Here is a 25,123-nt window from a genome sequence, read left to right as displayed (position 1 = left end):
GGTGCGCGGTCATAGGAGCCGTACGTTACTCCGCGGACTCGGCGGCCTCCGCGGTCTGCGCGTCCCGCGCGATCCCGCTGAGGACGTTCGCCGGGCTCGAACCCGGTGCGACCGCCTTGCCGATGTTCTTCCTGATGCTCTCGCTGACGATCGACCAGGACGTCTTGTCGTACGGGAAGAGCTCGGAGTTGTTGAGCGGTGTCTGGAACTTGGTCAGGTTCCGGTAGGCCCGGTTCGCCGACATCTTCTCGTTCGCCGTGTAGGTGACCGGCAGTTGGTCGTAATTGCCCACGAAGGTCAGGACGTTCTGGTCGTCGAACGTGAAGTCCATGAACTTGGTGATCTCGTTCTGGTGGTCGTTCTGCTTGAAGGCCACCGCCCAGTCGGCCACGCCCATCGACGACTCGGCCTTGCCCACGACGCCGGGCAGCGGCACCGTACCGACGTCGACGCCCCGGTCCTGGGCCGCCACCAGCAGCGACGGGTTGCCGTTCAGCATGCCGACCTGGCCGGAGGTGAACGCCTGGAAGGCGGTGGCGCGGTCGAGGTTCTTGGGGGCGATCGGGCCGGTCAGCCCTTCCCCGACAAGGTCCTTCAGCCACGAGAAGGTCTGGATGTTCTGCGACGAGTCGAGGCTGTACGAGCCGTCCGCCGTGTCCGTGTAACCGCCCTCGCCGCTCAGCAGCCACATCAGGGTCTCGGTCTGCGCCTCCTCGGACCCCAGCGGCAGCGCGAGTGGCGTGGTCACACCCTGGCCCTTGAGGGCCTGAGCGGCGCTCTTGATGTCCGCCCAGTTCTTCGGGGCGCTCAGACCGGCGTCCCTGAAGAACTTCTTGTTGTAGAAGAGCAGCCGGGTGGAGGCGGTGAACGGCACCCCGTACTGGATGCGGTTGACCGTTCCGGCCTCGGTGAGCTGGGTGAGGAAATTCGCCTGGGTGGGAACGGAGAGGACCTCGTCGGCGGTGTAGAGCTTGCCGCTCTTGGCGTAGTCGGCGTAGGAGCCGACCTGCGCGATGTCGGGGGCCCTGCCTTCCTTCACCATCTTGGCGACATCGGAGTCGATGGTCTTCAACGGGCGGATGTCGATGTCGATCTTGATGCCCGGATTCCGGGACTCGAACTCCGCGACCATCGCCAGCCAGTACCGCTCCGTGCTGTTGGCCGCACTCGATCCGTACTCGGCGGCGACCAGCTTGAGAGTGACGTCCCCGGAGTCACCTGTGCTGCCGCAACCGGCAAGCGCAATTGTCATGCCCAGTGCAGATATCGCCGCGGTCACACTCAAAGAACGCTGTCGCACTGCTCAGATCCCCGCTCTTGATCTCACTACCTCAACGAAGTTGAGATTTTGTCTCATCCGGAGCGGTGCGGTCCACAGGGGGCCGGTTTCGCTTCAGCAACGCACGTTACGCCACCCGGTCCAACAAATAGGGAACAGTGGACTAGACCTCTCCCGGGTCTACGCGCGACACTGTCCCCGTGAGACACGTCATCGCCCTGGATGTGGGCGGCACCGGCATGAAGGCCGCCCTCGTCGCGGCGGACGGCACGCTGCTGTACGAGGCACGGCGGGCGACCGGCCGGGAGCGCGGCCCGGAAGCCGTCGTGGAGGGCGTCCTCGGCTTCGCCGCCGACCTGCGCGCGTACGGCATCGGGCAGTTGGGCGAGAGCGCCGTCGCAGCCGGGGTCGCCGTCCCGGGGATCGTCGACGCGGAGCACGGCATCGCGCTGTACGCCGCCAACCTCGGCTGGCGCGACGTACCGATGCGCGACCTGCTCGGCGAGCGGCTCGGGGGCGTACCGGTCGCGCTCGGGCACGACGTACGCACCGGCGGCCTCGCCGAGGGGCGGCTGGGCGCGGGCCGGGGCGCCGACCGGTTCCTGTTCGTCCCGCTGGGCACCGGGATCGCCGGGGCCATCGGTATCGGCGGCGCCATAGAGGCCGGCGCGCACGGATCGGCGGGCGAGATCGGCCATGTCGTGGTCCGCCCGGACGGTCCCGAGTGCGGCTGCGGGCAGCGCGGTTGTCTGGAGACGCTCGCCTCGGCGGCGGCCGTGACCCGCGCCTGGGCCGCGGCGAGCGGCGACCCGTCGGCGGACGCCGCCGACTGCGCGAAGGCCGTGGACCGCGGTGACACCGTGGCCGTACGGATCTGGCTCGACGCGGTCGACGCGCTCGCCGCCGGGCTGGTCACCGCGCTCACCCTGCTGGACCCCGGCACGCTGATCATCGGTGGCGGCCTGGCCGGGGCCGGGGAAACATTGTTCACGCCCCTGCGGGCCGCGGTCGAGGCTCGGGTGACGTTCCAAAGAGTCCCCGAGATCGTCCCGGCGGCCCTCGGGGACACGGCGGGATGCCTGGGCGCCGGTCTGCTGGCCTGGGACCTGCTCGGCGTGGCCGCCGCCGGTCACGGCCCGGACGGCGGCACCGGGGGCCGCCCAGACGGCTCAGAGGGCCCGGGTGGCCCGGACCACCGCGCGGGCTCCGTCAGCACCACCGGTACTACCAGTTCCACCGGCACCACCAGTCCTGCCAGTTCCACCAGTTCCGCCGGTTCCGCCGGTTCAGCCGGTTCCGACCACTCCGACCGTCTCTCCACGGAGGTAACCACCTGATGGCCACACGCGCCGAAAGCACCGTTCTCACCGGTGCCCGGGTGGTCCTGCCCACCGGAACCGTGGACGGCGGGCGGGTGATCGTCGAAGGGCGCCGCATCGCCGGCGCCGCCCCGGCCGACGCCGTCGCGCTGGATCTCTCGGGACACTGGGTCGTCCCCGGCTTCGTGGACACGCACAACCACGGTGGCGGCGGGGCCTCGTTCACCTCCGGCTCGGTGGAGGACGTCCTCAAGGGCGTCCGTACGCATCGGGAGCACGGCACCACCACGCTCGTCGCCTCGACCGTCACCGGCGAGATGGACTTCCTCGCGCACCGCGCCGGGTTCCTCTCCGAACTGGTCGAGCAGGGCGATCTGGCGGGCATCCACTTCGAGGGCCCGTTCATCTCCCCCTGCCGCAAGGGCGCGCACAGCGAGGCGCTGCTGCGCCATCCCGACCCGGCCGAGGTGCGCAAACTGGTCGACGCGGCGCGCGGTACGGCCAGGATGGTCACGCTCGCCACCGAACTGCCGGGCGGCGTCGAGTCCGTACGGCTGCTGGCGGAGCACGGCGTGATCGCGGCGATCGGGCACACGGACGCGACGTACGAGCAGACCGTCGAGGCCATCGACGCGGGCGCGACCGTGGCGACGCACCTCTTCAACGCGATGCCGCCGCTCGGGCACCGGGCACCGGGGCCGATCGCCGCGCTGCTGGAGGACGAGCGGGTCACGGTCGAGCTGATCAACGACGGTACGCATCTGCACCCGGCCGCACTGGAGTTGGCGTTCCACCGCGCGGGCGCGGGGCGCGTGGCGTTCATCACGGACGCGATGGACGCGGCGGGCTTCGGCGACGGGCGGTACCAACTCGGCCCGCTCGCCGTCGAGGTCAGGGAAGGCGTCGCCCGGCTGGTGGAGGGCGGCTCGATCGCGGGCTCCACGCTGACCCAGGACACGGCCTTCAGACGGGCGGCGACGGTGGACGGGCTGCCGGTGGAGGACATCGTCCAGGCGATCTGCGTCAACCCGGCGAAGCTGCTGGGCATGTACGACAGGATCGGTTCGCTGGAACCGGGCAAGGACGCGGACCTGGTGGTGCTGGACGCCGGTTTCGCGGTCAAGGGCGTGCTGTACAAGGGCGATTGGGTGGTCGACCCCCGGGTGAGCTGACTCTCAGGTGGGGTGAGGTCCTGGGTACGGAGCGGGTACAGGGCTTGTACTGGACGCGTACGGCACGTGTCCTCCCCGGGGCGAGTCCGTACGAAGGCGGTCGGCCCGGGGGCTGGGCCAACCGCCTTCTTTTTGACATGATCGTTTCGATAATCGGCCGACAGCGCTTTCCCCAGGGGTGCGACGGATGATTCTGACGGTCACGCTCAATACCGCGCTGGACATCACGTACCGGACGCCCGAGCTGATCCCGCACGCCACGCACCGCGTCGGCGATGTCGTCGAACGCGCCGGCGGCAAGGGCCTCAATGTCGCGCGCGTGCTGGCGGCGCTGGGCCACGAGACGGTGGTGACGGGGTTCGCGGGCGGCCGTACGGGCGATGTGGTGCGGGAGTTACTGGGCGGGTGCACGGCCGGCGGCCGGGCGGGCTCGGCAGGCCGTACGGGATCCGGGCACGCCCGTACGAGACCCGGCGGCCGGGCAGGCTCGGCAGGCGGCCGGAGCGCCCCGGCCGCACCCACGCGACCGGTCGACGCGCTCGTACCGATCGCCGGGGCGACCCGCCGGACCATCGCCGTCGTCGACGAGAGAACCGGCGACACCACCCAGCTCAACGAACCGGGCCCGCTCGTCTCGGCCGCCGAGTGGACGACCTTCCTCGGCAGTTACGACCGGCTGCTCACCGGCGCCGACGCCGTGGCCCTGTGCGGCAGCCTGCCGCCCGGTATCCAGGTCGGGGCGTACGCCGAGCTGATCCGCCGGGCGCGCGGCGCCGGCGTCCCCGTACTGCTCGACACCAGCGGCGAACCTTTACGCCGGGGCATCGCGGCCCGTCCCGACCTGGTCAAGCCGAACGCCGACGAACTGGCCGGACTCACCGGCTCCCGCGAGCCCCTGCGCGCCAGCCACGACGCCCGCCGCCGGGGCGCCCACGCCGTCGTCGCCTCACTCGGCCCGGACGGCATCCTCGCGGCCACCAAGGACGGCGTCTGGCAGGCGACCCCGCCCTCCCCCGCGAAGGGCAACCCCACCGGCGCGGGCGACTCGGCGGTGGCCGGGCTGCTCTCGGGCCTGGTGGAACACCTCCCCTGGCCGGCCCGGCTGACCCGCGCGGTGGCACTGTCCATGGCGACGGTCCTGTCCCCGACGGCGGGCGACTTCGACGCCGAGGCGTACGAGGAGTTACTGCCGCGCATCACGGTGACGGAACACCCGGCGGCATGAAACCCGGGAGCACCGGAACAGCACGGACGTTCAGAACAATCACGCGGTCATGACGGCCGCGACAACCAGGACAACCGCGAGCGGGGCCGGGGACCTCATCGGTCGACGGTGTGAATAACTCCGCAACTGATTGCACCGAACGTAGTCCGGCCGGGTATTCCTGAAAAACGGCAACACTACCCGCACGGTCGGAACACAAAACTCAACGACTGCATCGAATACATTTTGACCGGATCGCAATTTCAGCCACATCGCCGACCACACTTCCCCCTCGGCCAATCGTTCCGGTAAATTACCTTTCGAACAAAAAGAACAGGGAGGGGATTTTGATGAAAAGAGCTTAATCACTGCGGCAGCCGCAATCACCTTGACATTGACAGCTTCGGGCACAGCGCAGGCAGACGGCTTCGAGGGCACGCTCGCGTGCAGCACCGCGGGAGCCAAAGGCTCGATCTATTACAACAACTGGCACGGACCGGACGCCGCCATCAACCTGTCGATCAGCCTGAACGACACGGCTGCCGACGGGCATCACGCGAGGGTCAGATTCCTCTCGAAAAATACATTCGGAACGACAAAGTACTGGGGGTGGCGTTCCGTCACCGGGGGCAGTGGAACTGGTAACGCCTGGTACACAACAGCATCAGACAGTGGTGGACTCTTCGATATCGGCGTACAGGTTGCCACATTCGAAGGCGACCGGATGCTCAACTCATGCACAGATGTGACTTGGTAAGTGACAGCCCTGAGCTGCCGCTGAACCTTGGCATGAAATAGACGCTACCCGCCCCGGATTTCTCGCGGCGAGAACGCAGTGAATGAACGTAGCGAATTAAATTTCGCCCCACCGGCGCGCCGGTGGGGCGAAATTTAGTTCAGTCTCCGGAGAATCGTGCGCGAACGACCACTTCGCCGTGCGAGTTGCCGCGTGTTATCCCTTGACGTGACCGGCCTTGAGCTGGAGCTGGTCGAGATTCGCCTCGCACTGGTCACCCTGCTCGCAGGAGATCTTGATCGTGTTCGATCCCTTGTCGAGGTTGATGTAGGCAAAGGTGTTCGTCCAGCCCTTGGCCCAGTCGCCCTCGGCGGCCCGCGCGAAGTTGGACATGTTGAGGGACTGGATTTTGCCGCCGTTGTAGCTCAGCGAGGTCTTGGCATCCTTGCCGGGCACTCCGTAGGTGACGGCGAGGGTGTACGGCCCGGCCTCGGGGACATCGACAGTCCACGTGGTCGACGCTCCGACGCCGTTCAGCGACACATAGGCGCCGCTCTCACTCTTCGCTCCGGCGATGTCCGTGGCGGCCGCCGCAGGCGGAGTGAGCTTGAGAGTCGCCGCATCCTGCTTGGGCAGGTCGACGGGCGCCTTCTCCTTGTCCGTCGCCGCGTCACTCGGCTTTCCCGCGTCCTCGGTCTGCCCCGCCGACGGGGACGCGGACGGCCCCGCCTCGGCGCCGGTCTTGTCGTCGCTCGTGGCCAGCGCTATACCGATGCCGACCACGACCACCGCGACCACCGCGAGCGCGATGCTCAGCAGGACCTTGGTGTTGGGGCCGCCGCGCCCGCCTGAGCCGTTGCCGCGCTGGGCCGGGACCTGGCGGGTGGAGGAGCCGCCGCCGCCCGGCTGGGTCTCGGGAGCCGCGTAGTGCGCGTTGGGCTGCTGCCCCTGCTGCCCTTGCTGGCCGTAAGGAGCCTGGCCGTAAGCCTGCTGTTGCCCGTAGGTCTGCTGCTGGCCGTACGGCGCCTGCTGCGGGACCTGGGCCTGCTGGCCGTACTGACGCTCGCCGACCGTCCTGACCTGGTTGTACGAAGTCCGGGGCACGCCGGGCTGCGCCGCCGGGCCCGGGTAGCCGTAGCCGCCCTGGCGCCGCTGCTGATTGCCGCCCGCTGCCTGTCCGTCCTCGTACAGATAACCGAACGGATCGTCGTCCTCGGGCGTGCTCGCGCCGTTGTTCCCGGCCGTCATCCCTGGTCACTCCTTACCATCTCGCCAGCGTCGCCGACCGGCCGAGCCTACCTCGAATGCGTAAGCCTACGGACGGGTCTTGACGGGTGGCAGCCAGTCTGCGGCCGCCGGGTGAACAACGGGTCGCTTCCTTGTCCCAGCCCTGTCCCGAACGTTGCCGGGCGGGCTCCCTGAGACCTGGGGCTCATCTGTGACTCTGTCCCGCTGCCTCTCCGTACCTACCGCTTTGTCCCTCCACATGCCTCTGCGTGCCCCTGCGTACGCCTGCCCCGAGTGCCGGCCCCGATGTGCCGACCTCGATGTGGCGCTTGTCGCTGTCCGGCTGCCCCGGTTCCGCCGGGTCACCCCGCCGCCGTCGTCACGACCGTCGTCATCCCGCCCGCCGGTGGACCTTGCTCCGCGAGCGCTTCTCCACGTACATCCGCTGGTCAGCGGATTGCAGCACTTCCTCCACCGACATCCCGCAGGCAGCCCAGCTGATGCCGAAACTCGCGCCGACCCGGACGGCCCTGCCGTCGACCCTGATCGGCGGGATGATCGCGTTCCGCAGCCGTACGGCGAGGTCGGCGGCGTCCGCCGCGCCCAGGCCGTCCGCGAGAACGACGAATTCGTCACCCCCGAGCCGTGCGACCGTGTCCCCGTCCCGTACGCCCGTGGTAAGCCGTCGCGCGACCTCGATCAGGACCTCGTCGCCCGTGTTGTGCCCGAAGCGGTCGTTGATGGACTTGAATCCGTCGAGGTCGCAGAAGAGCACCGCGAGGCCCTTCGTACCGTCGTCGGCCTTGCCGTCACCACCGTCACCACCGGGCGCGATCATGTGCTCGTGGTGGTCGAAGGGCCCGCCGCCGACCAGCTGACCGGGCCCGGCCCCGCCACGGATCCCTCCGCGTTGGCCCGCCCGCTCCTCGTACCCGTCGTATCCGTCATAGCCGTCGTACGCGTCGTACCCGGGCTCGTACAGGACCGTGCCCTCGTACCCGCCGTACGCCGCGTCCAGGGCCTCGACCGCCGTCTCGCGCGTGGCGCCGGGGTGCGAGCAGAGCCGGGCGGCGAGGCGGGAGCGCAGTTCCGCGCTGTTCGGCAGGCCGGTCAGCGCGTCGTGCGAGGCGCGGTGGGCGAGCTGGAGCTCGCGGCTCTTGCGCTCCTCGATGTCCTCGACGTGGGTGAGCAGGAGGCGGGGGCCGTCCGTCGTGTCCGCGACCACGGAGTTGCGCAGCGAGACCCAGACGTACGAGCCGTCACGGCGGACCAGTCGCAGCTCGGCACGGCCGCCTTCGGCGGAGGTACGCAGCAGCGTCCCGATGTCCTCGGGGTGGACGAGGTCGGAGAACGAGTACCGGCGCATCACGGACGTCGGGCGGCCGAGCAGCCGGCAGAGCGCGTCGTTGGTCCGCAGCAAGCGGCCGTGCTGGTCGCCGCCCATCTCGGCGATGGCCATGCCGCTGGGCGCGTACTCGAAGGCCTGGCGGAAGGATTCCTCACTCGCCCGCAGCGCCTGCTGCTCACGCTCCAGGCGGACCAGGGCACGCTGCATGTTTGCTCGGAGGCGAGCGTTGCTTATCGCAATCGCCGCCTGCGACGCGTACATCTGGAGGGCTTCCTGCCCCCAGGGCCCGGGACGGCGTCCGCCGCGCGGCTGGTCCACGGAAATAACGCCCAGCAGCTCACGTCCGCCGCCCACCGCGTGCGCGGGCGGGTCCTTGCGTCCCGACGCGTACATCGGGGCATAGAGACGGTCCTGCGGGTGCCACTCGTCCTCGAAGCGGGGTTCGGGGCCCTCCGTGTACCACTGCGGGACGTCGTCCTCCAGCAGGACCCAGCCCTCGGTGTGGGGTATGAAGCGCAGGTCGCCCCAGCTCTCGCCCATGCTGAGACGGCGCTCCCAGGAGGCCCGCGAACCGACCCGGCCGGTGATCAACGACTCGGCCGCCGCGCTGCCCGCGAAGGCCGCGACCACGAGATCCCCGTCGGCCTGGACGACGTTCACGCACGCGAGTTCGTATCCCAGCCCGGAGACGACTCCGTCCGCGACGGTCTTGAGGGTGTCCGCCAGGCTCCGGGCGGTGTTGAGTTCGGCGACGGCCTCATGCAACTGCCGAAGGGTCGCAAGACGGACGTACGGCTCCGACTCGGTCTCCATGCGCTCGCTCTCCCCGAGACCTCGACAGCAACTCCAGGATTCTGATCGACACTCGTGCTGCATTGTCCTCGCAACTGAATCACAGCGAGCTGTTCGCTCGGTACACAGGGTCAACAAATACCCCGCTCTGTGAGTCAAGTCACATCACCTGATCAACGTCTGATTCATGGAGGGAGCGCCTCATGAGAGCGGCTCCTGGGCCTTTTTGAACGCAAATCACGGGCGCCTGTGCGGGGGCGGCGCCCGGGTCCTTCAGTGCGCGGCCGGGTCCTCGGTGCGCGGCCGCGCACTGAAGGACCCTTGGCCGGGTGGTCGGCGGTCGGCCGAACTGCCGGGTCGGCCGGTCCAGATCACCGCTGGGTCTGCGGCGGATGGTCGACGGCCGCAGTTCCGGTCCGGTCCACCGCTGGGTCTGCGGTCCGGTCCCGCCGGGTCTGCGGTCCGGTCCACCGCTGGGTCTGCGGTCTGGTCCACCGCCGGGTCTGCGGTCCGGTCGACCGCCGGGTCTGCGGTCTGGTCGACCGCCGGGTCGGCTGCGTGGTCGGCTGCCGGGTGGTCCTAGGACCAGGCTGGTCCCCTGGCCCGATGCGGGCGCGGGACGGACGAGACTAGCGTCTCCCCTGTGCCCCAGACGACCCCTGCTTCCCAGTCCGCTTCACGTTCCGCCACCCACGGGGCTCTCAGCAGCGCCGGCGAGGCCATCCCGCATCCTGAAGGGGTGAGTAAAGACGAGTTCCGCGCCGCCCTGTCCCGACTCGCGGCGGGTGTGGTGCTGGTGACGGCGCATGAACCGGCCCTGAGCCCGGACGGACCGCGCGGCGAGGACGCCGGCATGACGGCGACCGCCTTCATGTCGGTCTCCCTGGACCCGCCGCTGGTGCTGGTCAGCGTGCGCAACGGCTCCCGTATGGACGACCTGCTCCTCGAACAGCCGCTGTGGGCCGCCTCGCTGCTCGGCGAGAACCAGCGTCAGATCGCGGGCCGGTTCTCGATGAAGGGCAGGATCAGCGACCGGCTGCTGTTCCAGGACCTCCCGTACCGGCGGGGAGAGGTGAGCGGGGCACCCCTGGTCGAGGGGTCGCTGGCGGTGCTGGAGTGCCGTACGGAACAGCGGGTCGAGGCGGGCGACCACACGCTGGTCATCGGCCGGGTACTGACGGCGGATCTGCCGCTCGCCGAGGGCGGCCCGCTGACGTACTTCAAGGGGCGGTACCGGCAGTTGGGGCAGAACTAGCGGCGGTGGACGAGCGGGTGCTTATGGGCTTATGGGCTTACAGGCCTACGGGCTTACAGGGCTTACGGCCTACGGGCCCACGGGCTTATGTCCAGCCTCGGCCCGTGCGGCCGCGCTTGGTCTCCGAGCGCTGCTTCTTCTCCCGCAGCCTGCGTTCGTTGATACCGCGCGGGATCTTCGACTTCCGGCGCGCCCTCGGGGGCGGGGCCGTGGCCTCAGCGAGCAGGGACGCGAGCCGCACCGCCGCCGTCTCGCGGTTGCGCCACTGGGAGCGGTGCTCAGAGGCGGTCACAGTGATCACGCCCCCCACGAGCCGGCCGTCGAGCCGCTCCAGCGCCCGCTCCTTCCACACCGGAGGGAGAGATTCCGTCTTCGCCAGATCGAACCGGAGCTCCGCCTTCGAGTCACTGGTGTTGACGTGCTGGCCACCGGGTCCCGAGGAGCGCGAAAAACGCCACATCAGCTCGGCCTCCGGCAGGGAGACCGAACCGCGGATGACATAAGGAGGCCCGGACATGCCTCCATGGTCGCGTGCCCGCGCCACTGCCGTCACCCTCTTTTCCCGAGCGCGTCCGCAGACTCGGTAAAGAAAGTAAAGGGGGCTGGAACCTCTCGGACCTCTGCCTGCGTTATGTCGGGTGACGGTAGCTTCGGGACGACTCGGAGCCCGCACTCGACAACGAAAGGGACATCCCCATGGCTGTAAGCCTGTCCAAGGGCGGCAACGTCTCGCTCACCAAGGAGGCACCGGGCCTGACCGCCGTCACGGTCGGCCTCGGCTGGGACGTCCGTACCACCACCGGCACCGACTTCGACCTCGACGCCTCGGCGATCGCGGTGAAGGTGGACGGCAAGGTCTTCTCCGACGGCCACTTCGTCTTCTTCAACAACAAGTCGACGCCGGACCAGACGATCGTCCACACGGGTGACAACCGCACGGGCGAGGGCGCCGGCGACGACGAGGCGATCAACGTCAACCTGGCGGGCCTGCCCGCCGAGATCGACAAGATCGTCTTCCCGGTCTCCATCTACGACGCCGAGTCCCGCAGCCAGAACTTCGGCCAGGTGCGGAACGCGTACATCCGCATCGTCAACCAGGCCGGTGGCACGGAGATCGCGCGCTACGACCTGAGCGAGGACGCCGCCACCGAGACCGCCATGGTCTTCGGCGAGCTGTACCGCAACGGTGCGGAGTGGAAGTTCCGCGCGGTCGGCCAGGGTTACGCCTCGGGCCTGGCGGGCATCGCCACGGACTTCGGCGTCAACCTCTGACCCGTACGTACACCGCGAGTACGTCGCGTTGAGAGCGGGTGCCCCCCGGCCCAGCCCGGGGGCCACCCGCCCGCACACCCTGCCGACGCGGCGCGCGGGGTCGGACCGGCGTCCGACCGAGGTCAGATGACGGTCGGCCTGCTGTCGCCGTACAGCCAGGCGTCCCACACCCCACGGAGATCCTGGCCCGACTCCTTCTCCACGTACGCCGTGAAGTCGTCGGTGCTGACATTGCCGTGCCGGTACGTGCGCAGCCAGCCGCGCACGATACGGAAGAAGGCCTTGTCGCCCACGGCCACCCGCACCCGGTGGAGGACCATCGCGCCGCGCCCGTACACCGGCGAGTCGGAGATGTTCGCCGCGGAGGGCGGACGGGCCGGCGGGAAGGCCCAGTTGTCGTCGTCGGCGTACGCCTCGTCGAAGCTCCGCTGGACCGGTATGTCGTTGGTGTGCTCCTCCCAGAGCCATTCCGCGTACTCCGCGAAGCCCTCGTTGAGCCACATGTCCTGCCAGGTTCTGGGGGTCACGGAGTTGCCGAACCACTGATGGGCCACCTCGTGGACCAGCGTGCCGACGCTGGTCGGGCCGGGGAGGAACGGCTTGGTCTGGGTCTCCAGGGCGTATTCGGAGTCGTCCTCGCGACCGATGATCACTCCGGCGGAGGAGAAGGGGTACGGACCGAAGGTCTTCGTCTCCCAGTCGATGATCCCGGGGAGTTCCGCGAGCAGTTCCGCGCCGTCCTCGGCGACGGTCGGATCGACCGCCGTATAGAGAGGCACCACCGGCACCGCCGCTTGCCCCTTCGTCCCCTCCTTCCTCTTCTCCTTCCTCTTCACCTCGTGCGTCTTGTACGGGCCGATGGCCACCGTGGCCAGATAGCTCGCCATCGGCTCCGCCGAGTGCCAGGCGAACGCGGTGCGGCCGGCCGACGTTCGCTCGCTCCTCAACTCACCGTTGGAGATGGCCTTCACGCCCTCGGGCACGGTGATCCGGATGTCGTACGACGCCTTGTCGCTCGGATGGTGGTTGCCCGGGAACCACGCCATCGAGCCCGTCGGCTCCCCCAGCCCGACCGCCCGGTCCCCTCTCCTGAGCCAGCCCTCGTGCGACTCGTCGGGGTCGGTGATGCGACGCGGTACGCCGGAGTAGCGGACGACCGTACGGAACGTCTCGCCACGGGTGAGACCGGCGCGGGGGCGCAGCGTGAGTTCCGTACCGGACCGGTGGACCGTGGCCCTCCTGCCCCCGACGGTCACGGAATCGACGGTCATCCCGGCGAAGTCGAGATTGAAGGAGCTGAGGTCCTGTGTGGCTCGGGCGGTGATCTCGGCGGTGCCCTTGAGCCGGCCGGTGGACGGGGCGTAGTCGAGGGTCAGGCCATAGTGCTGGACGTCGTAGCCGCCGTTGCCGAGGCGCGGGAAGTAACGGTCGCCGACGCCGGCAGCGCCCCGCGTGCCGTGCTCGGCGGCGTCAGCGGCACAGCCGACGAGGAGGAGCAGCGCGAGGGCCGTGACGGTCGCTGTGGCTGCCGTGCCGAGTGGAGCTGCTGGGACTGCTGGAGCTGCCGGAGTGCGCTGGTCCACGCAGCGATCGTAAGTCCACCACGACGGACCTGCGCCCCGGCTCGGGCCCGTCCCGGCCTCAGCCCAGACCCCACCCCTTGTCGCCCGATCTCCCCCAGGGGTTGAGTACGTCGTACAGCGCGGCGAGTCCTTCGTCGGAGAACGCGTGATCGACCACGTCCCGGAGCGTGCCACGAAGGCGAAGGGGCGTGAAGGCCGGAACTCGCCGTGCTGCGGCGGCGCCGGGGAGGATTCCACAACCGGTCACCCAAACGCGTAAGCGATCACGTTTCCGCAGGTCAGTGGCGTTCGGCCCGGTCCACGGCCGCTGGCATTGCTCCATCCGTGACACCATCTAGCCCGTGCTCGACATCGGCTACTCCCTCTCCCGCCGCTTCCCCGATCCCCCGCAGACCGACTACCGCCTCGCGGACGTCCAGGCGCTGCGGCACGACCTCTTCTGCGGGGACGTCTATCTCGCGGACACCCACGCGGACCGCGAGGTGTCCACGGCCTGGGGATGGGTGCCGGTGCTCGACTTCGCGTGGGCGCTGTGCGACATCGTCGAGCAGCTCGACCGCGACCCGCGCGGCAGCCGTGCGGCCAAGCCGCAGTTCGCCGAGCTGGACTTCACCGAGTCCTCGGACCGCATGCTGTTCCAGCGGCGCTTCGGCTGGGTCGATGTGGAGGCCGACTGGATGCCCGGCGACGAGCCCCCGCTGACCTTCAGCCACCGGCTGCTGCGCCGGGAGGCCCGCGACTTCCTGCACGATCTGATCGCGGATCTCGCCGACATGCACGAGGGCCTGGCCGACAACCCGATCGTCTGGGACCTCCAGGCCCGCTTCGCCCGGGTCTGAGCGCGCTTCTGAACACGCGTCTCAACGCGCCTCTGAGCCGGAGCCGGAGCCCGATCCGGAGCCCGAGCCGGAGCCTTCACGCCGGTGCCAACGGTCAGCGTCGGGACGGCCCCTGGCTCTGCGCAGCCATGTCTCAGTCCTCCACCCGCACCCCTATCTGCGCCGCGAACGCCGGTGCCAGTTGCAGCAGTTGCGCCGAGTTGATCACCGCGCCCGCCAGCCGGTCCAGGCCGCGCGCGATATCCAGCTCGGCGACCGTGCGCAAATCGACGTCCTTCATCCGCACCCCGCTCAGGTCGGCCCTTCTCAGCACACAGTCGCGGAACTCCACCCGAATCAACTCCGCGCCCCCGAAGTCCGGTTCGGACAGGACGCAGCCCTCGAACACCACGTCCTTCAGCCGGGATTTCCGGAGATTCAGATAGTCGATCTTCCCGCCCCGGATCAGCACCCGCTCCAGCACCGCGCCGTGCAGCTGCACCCCGCCCAGACGCGCGTCCACGATCTCGACGTCACGCAGCGACGCCCCCGCCAGGTCCGTACCGACCCCTCGGACACGGCTCAGTACGGAATCGACGAACCGCGCCCGCCCCAGCGCCGTCTCGTCCAGCCCGCAGCCGTCCAGCGAGCAATCGATGAATCGCGCCCCAGGCCCCTCCTGCCCCGTCAGGTCGAGGTCCTTGAACTCGAGCCCGTCGTAGTCACCATCCGGATCCAGCCCGCCGCCGTAAGGACTCAGCGGGGGCAGCAGCACCTCCGCCCGCTTCGGCGACACTCTCAGCGCGGCTCTCGCCGATCCCCTCGCTGAAGCCGCGCCCGCACCACTCTCCGTCGTCGCCTTTCGTGCCATGTCCCCATGGTGACTCACGGCACTGACAACGCCCCGCCGTCACATCCAGTTGGCAAGCACTCGTCACGTAATCAGCCCGCACATGCGAACGAATGAGCGAAAGGCGGGCGAGACGCGGACATGAGGGCTCCTCCAGCGTGCCGGAGCGTAAAGCCGCGAGGGGCGAAGCGACCTGATTCATGGTGTTCTGGGCGGAGGTCTGTCAGCGATCCGACGGAGATCCACTGCGAAGGAAGATCTCTATGAGCGACCCAGCCACACCCGACGTCCCACCCGGCACCGAGGCGGAGAGCGAACAGGACGCGCACCGCTGGTGGGGCCTGGCCGTCATCGCCATGGCCCAGCTGATGGTCGTACTCGACGCCACCATCGTGAACATCGCCCTGCCGTCCGCCCAGCGCGAACTCGGCCTCGGCAACGGCAACCGGCAGTGGGTCATCACCGCCTACACCCTCGCCTTCGGCGGTCTGCTGCTGCTCGGCGGCCGGGTCGCCGACCTCGTCGGCCGTAAACGGACCTTCATCATCGGGCTCATCGGCTTCGCCGCCGCCTCAGCGCTGGGCGGCGCCGCGCAGAACCCCACCATGCTCTTCGCGGCCCGCGCGCTCCAGGGCGCCTTCGCCGCCGTCCTCGCCCCCTCCGCGCTGTCCCTGCTCACCACCACCTTCAGCAACGGCAGGGAACGCGCCAAGGCCTTCGGCGTCTACAGCGCCATCGCGGGCGGCGGTGCCGCGATCGGCCTGCTCCTCGGCGGAATCCTCACCGAGTACCTCTCCTGGCGCTGGTGCCTGTACGTCAACGTCCCGATCGCCGCCCTCGCCGTCCTCGGCGCCCTCACCCTGCTGCACGACCGGGCCGCTCACCGGGAAGTACGGCTCGACATCCCCGGTGTGATCCTCGGCTGCGGCGGACTGGTGGCCCTCGTCTACGGGTTCAGCGAGGCCGAATCCCGTGGCTGGTCCGCCCCGCTGGTCCTCGGCCTGCTCTGCGGCGCCGTCGTACTCCTCTCGACCTTCGCCTGGTGGCAGACCCGCGCGCCGAGCCCCCTGCTTCCTCCGCACATCATCGGCAACCGCAACCGGGGCGGCTCCGTACTCACGATGTGTCTGACGATGATCGGCATGTTCGGGCTGTTCCTGTTCCTGACGTTCTTCCTCCAGAACATCCTGGGCTACTCACCCCTCAGGACAGGGATCGCCTTCCTTCCGATGTGCGCCGCGATCATCATCGCGTCGACGCAGGTCGCCGCCCGCCTGCTGCACTTCGTACCGCCACGGCTCCTGATGGGACCCGGGCTGCTGCTCGCCGCCGGCGGGCTGTACACCCTGACCTTCATCGACACCCACTCCAGCTACGCCACCCACATCCTGCCCGGCACGCTGATGCTCGGCTTCGGCATGGGCCTCACCTTCCTGCCGGTCATGTCCGTGGCCACGTCCGGAGTCGCCCCGAAGGACGCCGGTGTCACCTCGGCGACCGTGAACACGGCGCAGCAGGTCGGCGGCTCCATCGGTACGTCCCTGCTCAACACCATCGCGACGACCACGACGAGCACCTACCTCGCGAGCCACCTCGCCGAGGCCGCGCGGCAGGGCGGCCTGACCCCGGCCGAGAAGGCCCGCATCGTGGCCACGGGCACCGTCCACGGCTTCACCGTCGCCATCGGCTGGGCGGCGATCATCCTGCTGGTCGCGGCGATCCTGGCGATGGTGCTGGTGACGGCCCGCTCCCCGCGCCGGGGCGAGGAGACCGTCCCGGTCTGACCTCCGGCGCGCTCGGTGACACAGCGTCCCGACAGCCATGAGCCCCGCCGCTCCGAGGAGAGAAACAGCGGGGCTCCGCTCGCCCGACGGGCCGCGCGTACGGCTCAGTCGTGGGACTTGGCGAAGGCCACCAGCCCGGCGAAGCCTTCGGCGGTCAGGGTCAGGTGCGGGCCGTTCGGGACCTTGCTGTCACGGACCTTGAACTCACCCGTCACCGCGGCGTGCTCCGGTGCCCACTCGACGCACTGGCCACCGTTGTCGCTGTATGAGGACTTGAACCAACGGAGGGAATCGGTCGTCACGGGGTGCCCTTTCGTAACTGGCTGATCATTGCCACAGATGCCGCCTGCGAGGGCGCTTCGGCCTGTAGTTGATGGTAGGCCGTCAACATGGGCACGACTAAGGTGTTGTCCCGTTCGAGATGCCCCCGCTGGGAGGACTCCGCGTACGACATGAGCGAGCGGTCCGGCAGTGTCAGTACGGTTATCGGCAGGTTGAGCGGTCGGCGCTCCCCCATCTCGAACGGGGCGATCTGGAGCACGGTATTGGGCAGCTCGGCGAATTCGATCAGTCGCTCCAACTGCGCGTCCATGACGGCGGGCTCGCCCATGGGCCGACGGATACAGCTTTCGTCCAGCACCACGAAGATCAAGGGCGGAGGCGTCCGGAGGAGCGCAGCCTGTCGCTCTGCGACGAGCGCGACCCGCTCGCTTGCCTGCTCGGCCGTGATCGCTCCCCGCTTGACGCCACTTCCGGCGAGTACGGACGCGTACTCCGGCGTCTGGAGCAGACCAGGGACGACGCCCACTTCGTACAACCGGATTTCGACTGCCCGGCCCTCACGCCCGAGGTACTCGGGGAAACCCTCCAGCAGACTGCCGTGCCGGATCTCGCGCGACTGACGCTCGAAGGTCTCACCGGTCGCGGTACCGAAGACGAGGTCCGCACGGCGCGAAAAACGCAAGGTCGGAAACTTCCGACCAGTTTCGACCGATGAAATATGCGTGCTGGAATATTCCATCGCCTTGGCAAGATCTTCTTGCTTCCAGCCACGCGCTTCCCGCGAGCTGCGCAGACGTGCCCCGAAGGCGGCTTGTGGACTGCGCTCCGGCTCCAACTCCTTGCGGTTCAAAGAATTATCACCAACCTTCCGTCCCGACCTGAAACATTGAATGGCCTCCCACCGTAGGCCACGCTGAGCACCCCCGGTAGTGAAACCACTACGGAGAGGAGCGGACGTTGCCCCGGAAGCACACTGCCCCCGAGCCCTTTGACGCCCAACACTCAAGCGGTACGGACGAGTTGGTCACACGCATAGCGACAGGGGAGTTCCACCGGCTCAGGCTCACCCCGCAAGAGGTGGCCCAACGGCGGTCCGAACGCTGGGAGAACGCGTCCGACGAGACGTGGCTGCCGGCATGGACACCGCTCCCCGCCGGCATCCACCGGGGCCCGTACGCCCCGCCGACACGGACCAACCTGGAAAGGACTCTGGCCGGTCTGGAAAGGCTGCGAGCAGCGATCCAGCGTGAGGAAGCGACGGACGAGGGGGCGGAGACGTGGACGGAGACGTGGACGGAGACGTGAATGGACATGTGAACGCCGACGCCCCCGAGGGGGCCGACCTCACACCCCGTTCCGCCCTCGAATTCCCACCCTGCGTCTGCGGTCATCCCAAGTGCCCCGACACGAACACCCCGAAGGCCGCCGACGAGCCGAAGCATGACCGTCCCGACGACCGGTCGTTCAGCCCGGTCATACAAAGGCTGCGGCCGAAACTCGAAGAGGAGAACGCGCGTTGGGGCTGGCGGCATTGAAGACTCGGGTGTCGCTGACCCCGAGAATCATCGCGAATCACGCCGGACAGGGAGGCTGTGCCCGCCCCATCCTGGTCGGGACCTGTACGCCGGCAAGAGAGGAACGGCAAATGGCACGGCGACTGCGACTGGTGGGCTCGCATGTCGAGGTGTCGCGTATTCCTCGTTGAGGCCGTGCCTGGTGTCACCGTGTGTGGTCGCCGGAGGCGTATCGGCTCCAGGTTCCATCGGCTTCAGTGACCGGGCGGGTGGCTGTCTTGTCGTGGGTAGCCGAGCGTCTTCGCGATGACGGGCCGGGGCTTGGAGGACGAGTTGGCGGATCGCGGAGGTTCTGCCGCGCTGTGGCGGGACGCCGATCTCCCGCAAGTGGGCTTGGAGACTGCCCGGATCCACGGGGGCGGAATCGGCGATTGTGCTCCCCAGCCGTCCCCATCGCGGTCATTGACGTTCCGTCGTTGCTGGAGGCGCCGGCCGAACGCGCGGCCGCCCGCGCGGAGCGGCACCTTCACCTCGATGCTCCTGACCGGACGGGTGCAGGGCTCGACGCGCCGCGAGTCGCACTGACACAGATCGTCAACTGATTGATTCTCACGGGTCTGGTCGCTGTCCCGGTCCTGCGTAGGGTTTCAAGAAGACGGCAGTGCGGCATTTGCGCACTCGATCTGCCGCAGCGCCGAGTGTTCAGGCGCACCCACGAGAGAAGGAAACACACCCCTTATGCGCGCCCTTGTGGTCGATCACAGTGAGGCCGGACCCGTCCGGTTCGCCGATGTCGATGAGCCCGTACCGTCCGCCGGTGAGACGTTGGTGGAGATACGGCACATCGGTCTCAACTTCGGAGAGCTGAATTACGTGGACCAGTGGCCAGCCGGCGCTGTGCACGGTCACGACGCGGCCGGCGTCGTGGTGCGCGCCGCATCCGACGGCTCGGGGCCGCCCGAAGGTACGCGCGTCGCAGTGGGAATGGCTCCCCACGCGTGGGCGGAGCGGGTGGCAGTCAGCCCCGCCTCGCTCGGCACCGTCCCCGAGGGCGTGGACCTGGCCGACGCCGCCGCGCTGGGGATCGCCGGAGTCACCCCATTCCGGGTGCTGCGCAAGCGTTCCCTGCTGGCGCGCAACGTTCTGATCACCGGCGCCAGCGGGGGCGTGGGGCACTTCGCCGTCCAGCTGGCGGCGCTGGCGGGCGCCCGGGTGACGGCACTCGTCGGTTCGCCGGAGCGGGCCGTCGGACTCCGTGAACTCGGCGCCGACAAGGTCCTGACCGACTTGGCCGAGACCGGGGACCGGTTCGATCTCGTCCTGGACACGGTCGGCGGACCACTGGTGGCCCAGGCCTGGAGTTCCCTCGCCGAGGGCGGCACCATCCACCTGGTCGGTTACTCCTCGGGACAGGAAACCACGTTCCCGTCAGGGACCTTGTTCGGCTTCGGTGAACCCCGCAGCATCGCCACCTACGGCGACATGACGCCGACCAGCGCGGAGTTGACGGACCTGCTGGGCCTCATGGCCGCCGGGAGGCTCTCGGCACCGGTCGGACTACGAGGCGACTGGCAGGACGTGGACGACGCCGTCCAGGCGCTGTTCGCGCGGAAGGTGCACGGAAAGGCCGTTCTTGACGTGGCCTGACGCTGTGGACGAGGACACACGCGCCTCGCCCGCCGGTGGGCGGTTCGCCGGGGTGGACGAGAATGGACCCATGGATGTGCTGGCGGAGGTCTTGCGTGTTTCGGGTGCGCGTGGGGCGCTCGGGGTCATGCTGAAGGCCGGAGGAACCTGGGGCCTGCGGCTGGACTCCTCTCCAGGAGCGGCACTGCACGTGGTGTCCCGCGGCACCATGTGGCTCCACATCCCAGGTGAGAAACCTCTTCAGGTGCAGGCCGGAGACGCCGTCCTGGTGTCGCCGGGCACCGCACACGGGATAGCCGGCGGCGCCGGCGTGACAATGGGTTCCTGCGACCGTGAGGCGGCGGCCCGGTCTTTTGGCGATGGCCGAGCCCTGCGTCTGGGCTCGGCGCCGGTGCAGACGGAAGTGATCGTGCTGCACTACGAGCAGGACCGGGAGGTGCGCACCCCGGTGCTTACCTCCCTCGCTCGGCCGATGCACGTCACAGCCCGGGAGAACGCGCAGCTCGGAAGAACCGTCGAACTTCTCGCCGCGGAGCTCGCGCAGCCGCAGATCGGCACCACCGCCGCCATCAACAGCATCATCGACCTTCTGCTCGTCCAGTTCGTACGCGCCTGGCTGGCCCGCCACCCGCAGGAACAGTCCGGCTCATGGCTGGGAGCGATGCGTGATCCGGTCGTGCGCGACGCCCTGGCATGTGTCCACGCCCAACCGGAACACCCCTGGACCACGGAGACCCTGGCCGCCGCGACGAGCGTCTCCCGGGCGACGCTGTCCAGGCGCTTCCGGTCCGCCCTCGGACAGACGCCGGGCGCGTACGTGACGCAGTGGCGCATCGACCTGGCGTCCGTCCGGCTCCGCGATACCGATGAGCCGGTCGAGTCGATCTCCGACGCGGTCGGATACGGCTCTCCGCACGCTTTCAGCCGTGCCTTCAGACGTGCCCGAGGCACGGCCCCTGGCGAGTACCGTTCTCGACTTCGCAAGTGATCCGGCCCCGGTACTGGTATGGGCTCGTATTCAACTGTCGCCAGTTCCCCGAGGAACCCAGCCCGCTGGTGACCTTCCGTGATCCCCAGCGGCGTCCGGTTCCCCGAGCCGCAGGAGTACCGCCTCTCCGTCCCGGATCACGTCGTCGACGGTGAGCCGGACGATCCGGGTGAGGGGCTGGGCATAGAGGAGCACGATGACGCCGGCGACGCGAAGGCCGTTCGGCGTATCCGGATCGGTCAGCAGCCGGCCGAGCACGTCCAGACGTTCGTCTTCGCCGAGCGCGGCCCGCCGGGTGAGCTTCAGTGCGGGCAGGGAGAGCGGGCGTCGGCAGTGGCGGCTCTGTAGGACCCAGTTGAGGAAGGCCCGCAGGCAGTTGCGGTTGTGCTGTGGGAGGCCGCGCTCCGGGCTCTCGTGTGCCCTCCCGCCGTGCTGGCCGCACAACTCGACCGGCTGGCGGGCGTCCTCGGGCTGGACACCCTCTCCCTGGGCATCATCCCCTTCGGTGCCCCTCTCAAGATTCCCCCGGCCAACGGGTTCTGGCTGTACGACGACCGGCTGGTGATCGCGGAGGACTGGCACGCGGAACTCTGGCTGGACGACGCGGACAGTGTCGGCGTCTACCGGAGGGCGTGGCAGACGCTCGCCGATTCCGCGGTCTACCGGCTCCCCGTAGTCATGCTGAAGCACATTCCGCGACCGGAAGGCTGCAACGGTGACGCACCCCGTACGTGAGGGCGTGGCAAAAGCGCAACGCTCCGCCGTACATCCGTCAGATACGCGACAGCTGCACCCCGGACGACCTCGAGTCCGCCCGTCGGCGGGCTGGTCACCGGTAGGGCAACGACCCCGCGGAGCTGCCCGAGTGGTGGGGACCTGAGCCCTGACCGGCCCCGGTCCTCCGCTCCCCCGTGGCGGATGGCCGGTGCCGCTTCCGGCGGGGCCGCCTTCCTACCCGGCCGACTCCGGCGTACCCAGCCTGACCAGTGCGTCGTCCGTCAGGCGGTTCACTGTCCACTCGTCCATCGATACCGCTCCGACTGATCGGTAGAAGTCGATGGCGGGCGCATTCCAGTCCAGGACCGACCATTCGAGCCGCTCGTACCCGCGCTCGACGCAGATCCGCGCCAGCTCCGTCAGCAGCGCCTTGCCGTGGCCGCCGCCGCGCCGGGCGGGGCGTACGTACAGGTCCTCCAGGTAGATGCCGTGGACCCCGCGCCATGTGGAAAAGTTGAGGAACCACAGCGCGAACCCCACGACTTCGCGGTCCCCGGTCCCGTCCCGGTCCCCGTCGTCGTCCGTCTCCGCGATATGCGCGTATACGGCGGGGTGCTCCCCGAACAGCGCCTCGCGCAGCTGCTCCTCGGTCACACGCACCTCGTCCGAGGACTTCTCATACGCGGCCAGTTCCCGGATCATCGCGTGGATCACCGGGACATCGGCTGCCGTGGAGTTACGAATCATGACCGCAGCCTGCCTTCTCACCGGCCTACGGCGCCAGCAGCGACCGGGCGATGGACACCTGGTCCGGGTCCAGCGAGCGCTCCCCGTCCAGTACGTGCCACAGGCTGTTCTGGAGCACCCGGCCCAGCGTCCACGCCCGCGCGCGCTCGCGGTCCAGGCCCAGCGTCTCCGTCATCAGATCGAAGCGCCACAGGGTCTCCGAAGCGTCGAAACGGTTGTCGAGCGCCGGCATCAGGTCGAAACCCGGGTCGCCCGCCAGTGGTTTCGGGTCGATCGCCAGCCACGGCTCCCGGTCCGACGCCAGGACGTTCTCGTAGTGCAGGTCCCAGTGCAGCAGCCGGTCCCCCGGTTCGTCCGCCACCTCGCGCAGCGCCGCAGCGCAGTCCCGCAGCAGCCGTCGTTCGCTCTCGTCCGGCAGTGACTTCGACACCAGCGGTACGTCGTCGATCATCCGCGCGGCGATGTCGCCCAGGGTGCGCATCCCCGGCGGCGCCTCGAACGCGGTCAGGTGGGCCAGCAGTTCCGCCAGAATCCGGACCGCCTCCCGGGAGTCCACCCCGTTCAGGTCCCGCGTGTGCAGCCGCTCCAGCAGCATCGTGCCCGTCACGTCGTCGGACCTCAGCAGCCGTACCGCACCGTCGCCGTCCCACACACGCAGCGCCACCGGCTCGCCGTCCGACTCGCCGTCCAGATACTGGAGCTTCAGCATCGCGGGCGTACCGTCCGCGCACTCCACCGGCAGCACCAGCGCGCACATGCCGTGCATCGAAGGTCCGGTGAGCCGCAGCTCCCAGCGCTGAAGGAAGTCCGCCGCGCGGCCCGGCAGCGCCCGGATGAACGCGCGACCCGCCTCCCCGAAGAACTTCGACTGCGTTTCCGCCAGCTCCACCGGAATGTCAATCACGCCTCCGATCCTACGACCGTGGGTGAATCGGCCCATGCGCCGCTTCCTCCGTACGGTCCGCACCTGGATCACGAGCGCCCCCGGCACCTACCTCTGGCTGGCCGCCCTCTTCGTCACCACCGTCGCTCTGCACCGCATGTCGCCGGAGTTCGAGAGGGAGTTCCTGCTCCAGCGCTCGACCAACATCCACGAGCTGTCCACCAACCCCGTCCGGGTGCTGATCGCCAGCGCCTTCTGGATCGACGGCGGCTCCTGGATCCCGTACGCCCTGCTCTACACCGTCTTCCACGCCCCCGCCGAACACTGGCTCGGCACCGCGCGCTGGCTCGCCGTCGCCGCGCTCGCCCATATCGGCGCCACGCTCATCAGCGAGGGCGTCCTCAACTGGGCGATCCTCCACGGCCACGCGCCGCAGTCCGCCGTCAACACCCTTGATATCGGGGTGAGTTACGCTCTTGCGGGGGTCATCGGCGTCCTCACGTACCGGGTGCCCCGCCCCTGGCACCTGCCGTATCTCGGCGCCGTCCTGATCTTCTACGGCATCCCGCTGATCACCGGCCGTACCTTCACCGACCTGGGTCACTTCACGGCCGTCCTGATCGGACTGGCCTGCCACGCCCTCACGCCGGGCCGCGGCCCGGACACGGACGGCGGCGGGCGTAACGCCTGTCGCGGTGCCGGCCGGAAGCCCGGGTAGCTGCGCTACGAGGGCTTCCGGCCGGCTTGCGATCAGACACACCTGAACTCGGCGGTCCTGGAGGTCGGTTCTCGACGTCAGTCCTGGATGTCAGTCCTCGACGTCAGTCCCTGATGCCAGTCCCTGATGCCAGTCCCTGATGCCAGTCCCTGACGTCAGTCCTTGATGTCCGCACCGACACGGACGAGAAAGCCCGAGCCGGGGCACGCACGGCTTGTCGTCTTGCCGTTTCCGACCCACGGGCCATAGACAGTGGTCTCCACGCCTCGGACATCCGTGCAAACCACCTTGGCCCGAAATGCACCGACAACTCCGAGTCCGGAGCAGTAGGCATAGCCGGTTTCGCCCTTGGACCATGTGTTGCAGTCCACCGACCGAACGCCGGACTCGGCCGCCACGGCCGAAGGCGCGGCCAGGCCGGCGCCCATGATTACCGCCGCAAAGACCAAAGCGGCCTTCTTCTTATTCATTGTTCCCCGTTCCCCGTAGTTCCTGAAGTTCCTGTAGTTCCTTTAGTTCCCGCAGTCAATGAGTACTGATACTCAGTGTGCGAGACCTCAGCCCAGTTCGACTTGGAAGCCGACATGGTAGAAGAACCCCGAGCCGGGGCACGTCTTGCTCGACCACTCACCGCTGCGACCGGGCTTCCAGGGGCCGAAGAAGGTGGTCTGCACGCCGCGGATGTCCGTGCAGATCACCTTGGCCCGGTAGCGGTCGACCGTCGCCAGGTCAGCGCACTTGGCGGAGCCGGTGTTTCCCGAATGCGATGTGGTGCAGACGTAGGTCGCCCTCGCGGAGGCGCTGGGCGCCACGACCACACCCGCGGCAACGGTGGAAGCCACAATGGCGAGTACCGTTCCGACTTTCTTTCGCACTTTTCCCCCTTTTCGCGGGGGCATGGGCAAGGATTCCCATGAATCCACATCCGCCCCCGGTTTGGATCGCGAGTTGACCTCGCGGCCGTTACTCTAGGCACGCCGCCCCGCCC

General features: G+C 68.8%; 23 protein-coding genes and 2 pseudogenes. 13 read left to right on the top strand and 12 right to left on the bottom strand.

All coding sequences use genetic code 11. From position 1 onward, the window contains the following. Positions 1-25 precede the first annotated feature (25 nt). Positions 26-1,252: an ABC transporter substrate-binding protein gene (locus ACIOJD_RS26460; RefSeq protein WP_401918107.1), complete on the bottom strand. Its 1,227-nt coding sequence runs from the start codon at positions 1,250-1,252 to the stop codon at positions 26-28. Between the two features lie 266 nt (positions 1,253-1,518). Here ACIOJD_RS26460 and ACIOJD_RS26455 point away from each other — a divergent pair. The 3 genes and pseudogenes from ACIOJD_RS26455 to ACIOJD_RS26445 form a co-directional block, all read left to right on the top strand. Next, positions 1,519-2,391: pseudogene (locus tag ACIOJD_RS26455) on the top strand (ROK family protein); the annotation flags it as partial. 224 nt (positions 2,392-2,615) lie between these two features. Further along, positions 2,616-3,770 (top strand): N-acetylglucosamine-6-phosphate deacetylase, encoded by a 1,155-nt coding sequence (gene nagA / locus ACIOJD_RS26450; RefSeq protein ID WP_401918106.1) that lies wholly within the window; start codon positions 2,616-2,618, stop codon positions 3,768-3,770. Between the two features lie 187 nt (positions 3,771-3,957). Beyond that, positions 3,958-4,995 carry a 1-phosphofructokinase family hexose kinase gene (locus ACIOJD_RS26445; RefSeq protein ID WP_401918105.1) on the top strand — a complete coding sequence of 346 codons (1,038 nt, stop codon included), beginning with the start codon at positions 3,958-3,960 and terminating at the stop codon, positions 4,993-4,995. A gap of 931 nt (positions 4,996-5,926) precedes the next feature. Here the strand turns inward: ACIOJD_RS26445 and ACIOJD_RS26440 are convergent. Both ACIOJD_RS26440 and cdgB read right to left on the bottom strand, forming a co-directional pair. Next, entirely contained in the window at positions 5,927-6,958 is a 1,032-nt protein-coding gene (locus ACIOJD_RS26440) for a carbohydrate-binding protein (RefSeq protein ID WP_401918103.1), read from the bottom strand. Positions 6,959-7,328: 370 nt separating this feature from the next. After that, the gene (cdgB, locus tag ACIOJD_RS26435; RefSeq protein WP_401918102.1) at positions 7,329-9,098 is read right to left on the bottom strand and encodes a diguanylate cyclase CdgB; all 1,770 of its coding nucleotides are present in this window, start codon (positions 9,096-9,098) and stop codon (positions 7,329-7,331) included. A 718-nt stretch (positions 9,099-9,816) separates the two neighbouring features. Between cdgB and ACIOJD_RS26430 the strand changes: the two genes are divergently transcribed. Beyond that, a complete protein-coding gene (locus ACIOJD_RS26430) occupies positions 9,817-10,332 on the top strand; it encodes a flavin reductase family protein (protein WP_401918100.1) in 516 nt (171 codons plus the stop codon). A gap of 85 nt (positions 10,333-10,417) precedes the next feature. Here ACIOJD_RS26430 and arfB read toward each other — a convergent pair whose 3' ends face one another. Continuing rightward, positions 10,418-10,849, bottom strand: a complete 432-nt coding sequence (gene arfB / locus ACIOJD_RS26425; protein ID WP_401918099.1) for an alternative ribosome rescue aminoacyl-tRNA hydrolase ArfB — start codon at positions 10,847-10,849, stop codon at positions 10,418-10,420. A gap of 179 nt (positions 10,850-11,028) precedes the next feature. Here arfB and ACIOJD_RS26420 point away from each other — a divergent pair, with 179 nt between their 5' ends. Then, positions 11,029-11,604, top strand: coding sequence for a TerD family protein (locus ACIOJD_RS26420; RefSeq protein ID WP_401918097.1), 576 nt, complete (start codon positions 11,029-11,031; stop codon positions 11,602-11,604). A gap of 122 nt (positions 11,605-11,726) precedes the next feature. Here the strand turns inward: ACIOJD_RS26420 and ACIOJD_RS26415 are convergent, their stop codons facing one another. Then, positions 11,727-13,187 (bottom strand): M1 family metallopeptidase, encoded by a 1,461-nt coding sequence (locus ACIOJD_RS26415; RefSeq protein ID WP_401918096.1) that lies wholly within the window; start codon positions 13,185-13,187, stop codon positions 11,727-11,729. A gap of 341 nt (positions 13,188-13,528) precedes the next feature. Here ACIOJD_RS26415 and ACIOJD_RS26410 point away from each other — a divergent pair, with 341 nt between their 5' ends. Beyond that, positions 13,529-14,026 carry a hypothetical protein gene (locus ACIOJD_RS26410; protein ID WP_401918094.1) on the top strand — a complete coding sequence of 166 codons (498 nt, stop codon included), beginning with the start codon at positions 13,529-13,531 and terminating at the stop codon, positions 14,024-14,026. Between the two features lie 133 nt (positions 14,027-14,159). On the opposite strand, the gene ACIOJD_RS26405 is transcribed toward ACIOJD_RS26410, so the two are convergent. Next, positions 14,160-14,876 (bottom strand): pentapeptide repeat-containing protein, encoded by a 717-nt coding sequence (locus tag ACIOJD_RS26405; protein WP_401918092.1) that lies wholly within the window; start codon positions 14,874-14,876, stop codon positions 14,160-14,162. 242 nt (positions 14,877-15,118) lie between these two features. Between ACIOJD_RS26405 and ACIOJD_RS26400 the strand changes: the two genes are divergently transcribed. Next, complete coding sequence (locus tag ACIOJD_RS26400) at positions 15,119-16,639, top strand: MFS transporter (RefSeq protein ID WP_401918091.1); 1,521 nt, start codon at positions 15,119-15,121, stop codon at positions 16,637-16,639. 104 nt (positions 16,640-16,743) lie between these two features. Here ACIOJD_RS26400 and ACIOJD_RS26395 read toward each other — a convergent pair whose 3' ends face one another. Both ACIOJD_RS26395 and ACIOJD_RS26390 read right to left on the bottom strand, forming a co-directional pair. After that, positions 16,744-16,941 (bottom strand): DUF397 domain-containing protein, encoded by a 198-nt coding sequence (locus ACIOJD_RS26395; protein ID WP_401918089.1) that lies wholly within the window; start codon positions 16,939-16,941, stop codon positions 16,744-16,746. After that, positions 16,938-17,771, bottom strand: a complete 834-nt coding sequence (locus tag ACIOJD_RS26390) for a Scr1 family TA system antitoxin-like transcriptional regulator (RefSeq protein WP_401918088.1) — start codon at positions 17,769-17,771, stop codon at positions 16,938-16,940. Before ACIOJD_RS26390 ends, ACIOJD_RS26395 begins: the two co-directional genes overlap by 4 nt. A gap of 170 nt (positions 17,772-17,941) precedes the next feature. On the opposite strand from ACIOJD_RS26390, the gene ACIOJD_RS26385 reads away from it, so the two are divergent. The 5 genes and pseudogenes from ACIOJD_RS26385 to ACIOJD_RS26365 all read left to right on the top strand — a co-directional run. Continuing rightward, positions 17,942-18,226 (top strand): hypothetical protein, encoded by a 285-nt coding sequence (locus ACIOJD_RS26385; protein WP_401918086.1) that lies wholly within the window; start codon positions 17,942-17,944, stop codon positions 18,224-18,226. A 947-nt stretch (positions 18,227-19,173) separates the two neighbouring features. Further along, positions 19,174-20,082: a zinc-binding dehydrogenase gene (locus tag ACIOJD_RS26380; RefSeq protein ID WP_401918084.1), complete on the top strand. Its 909-nt coding sequence runs from the start codon at positions 19,174-19,176 to the stop codon at positions 20,080-20,082. A 70-nt stretch (positions 20,083-20,152) separates the two neighbouring features. Beyond that, positions 20,153-21,070, top strand: coding sequence for a cupin domain-containing protein (locus ACIOJD_RS26375; protein WP_401918814.1), 918 nt, complete (start codon positions 20,153-20,155; stop codon positions 21,068-21,070). Between the two features lie 78 nt (positions 21,071-21,148). Next, complete coding sequence (locus ACIOJD_RS26370) at positions 21,149-21,418, top strand: hypothetical protein (protein ID WP_401918082.1); 270 nt, start codon at positions 21,149-21,151, stop codon at positions 21,416-21,418. A 33-nt stretch (positions 21,419-21,451) separates the two neighbouring features. Next, positions 21,452-21,805, top strand: a pseudogene (locus tag ACIOJD_RS26365) (Scr1 family TA system antitoxin-like transcriptional regulator); the annotation flags it as partial. Positions 21,806-22,021: 216 nt separating this feature from the next. Here ACIOJD_RS26365 and ACIOJD_RS26360 read toward each other — a convergent pair. Next, positions 22,022-22,534 (bottom strand): GNAT family N-acetyltransferase, encoded by a 513-nt coding sequence (locus ACIOJD_RS26360; protein WP_401918081.1) that lies wholly within the window; start codon positions 22,532-22,534, stop codon positions 22,022-22,024. Between the two features lie 25 nt (positions 22,535-22,559). Next, entirely contained in the window at positions 22,560-23,474 is a 915-nt protein-coding gene (locus ACIOJD_RS26355; protein WP_401918079.1) for an aminoglycoside phosphotransferase family protein, read from the bottom strand. Here ACIOJD_RS26355 and ACIOJD_RS26350 point away from each other — a divergent pair. Further along, positions 23,473-24,135, top strand: coding sequence for a rhomboid-like protein (locus ACIOJD_RS26350; RefSeq protein ID WP_401918078.1), 663 nt, complete (start codon positions 23,473-23,475; stop codon positions 24,133-24,135). The two genes, ACIOJD_RS26355 and ACIOJD_RS26350, sit on opposite strands and share 2 nt — an antisense overlap. Positions 24,136-24,290: 155 nt before the next feature. Here the strand turns inward: ACIOJD_RS26350 and ACIOJD_RS26345 are convergent, their stop codons facing one another. Both ACIOJD_RS26345 and ACIOJD_RS26340 read right to left on the bottom strand, forming a co-directional pair. Continuing rightward, positions 24,291-24,605: a hypothetical protein gene (locus tag ACIOJD_RS26345; protein ID WP_401918076.1), complete on the bottom strand. Its 315-nt coding sequence runs from the start codon at positions 24,603-24,605 to the stop codon at positions 24,291-24,293. An 87-nt stretch (positions 24,606-24,692) separates the two neighbouring features. Further along, the gene (locus tag ACIOJD_RS26340) at positions 24,693-25,010 is read right to left on the bottom strand and encodes a hypothetical protein (protein WP_401884764.1); all 318 of its coding nucleotides are present in this window, start codon (positions 25,008-25,010) and stop codon (positions 24,693-24,695) included. Between the last annotated feature and the right edge of the window lie 113 nt (positions 25,011-25,123).

The organism is Streptomyces sp. NPDC088116 (assembly GCF_044741745.1).
Taxonomy (GTDB): Bacteria; Actinomycetota; Actinomycetes; order Streptomycetales; family Streptomycetaceae; genus Streptomyces.
Note: the sequence above shows the minus strand (reverse complement) of the source record. Positions and strands in the feature narration are given on the sequence as shown.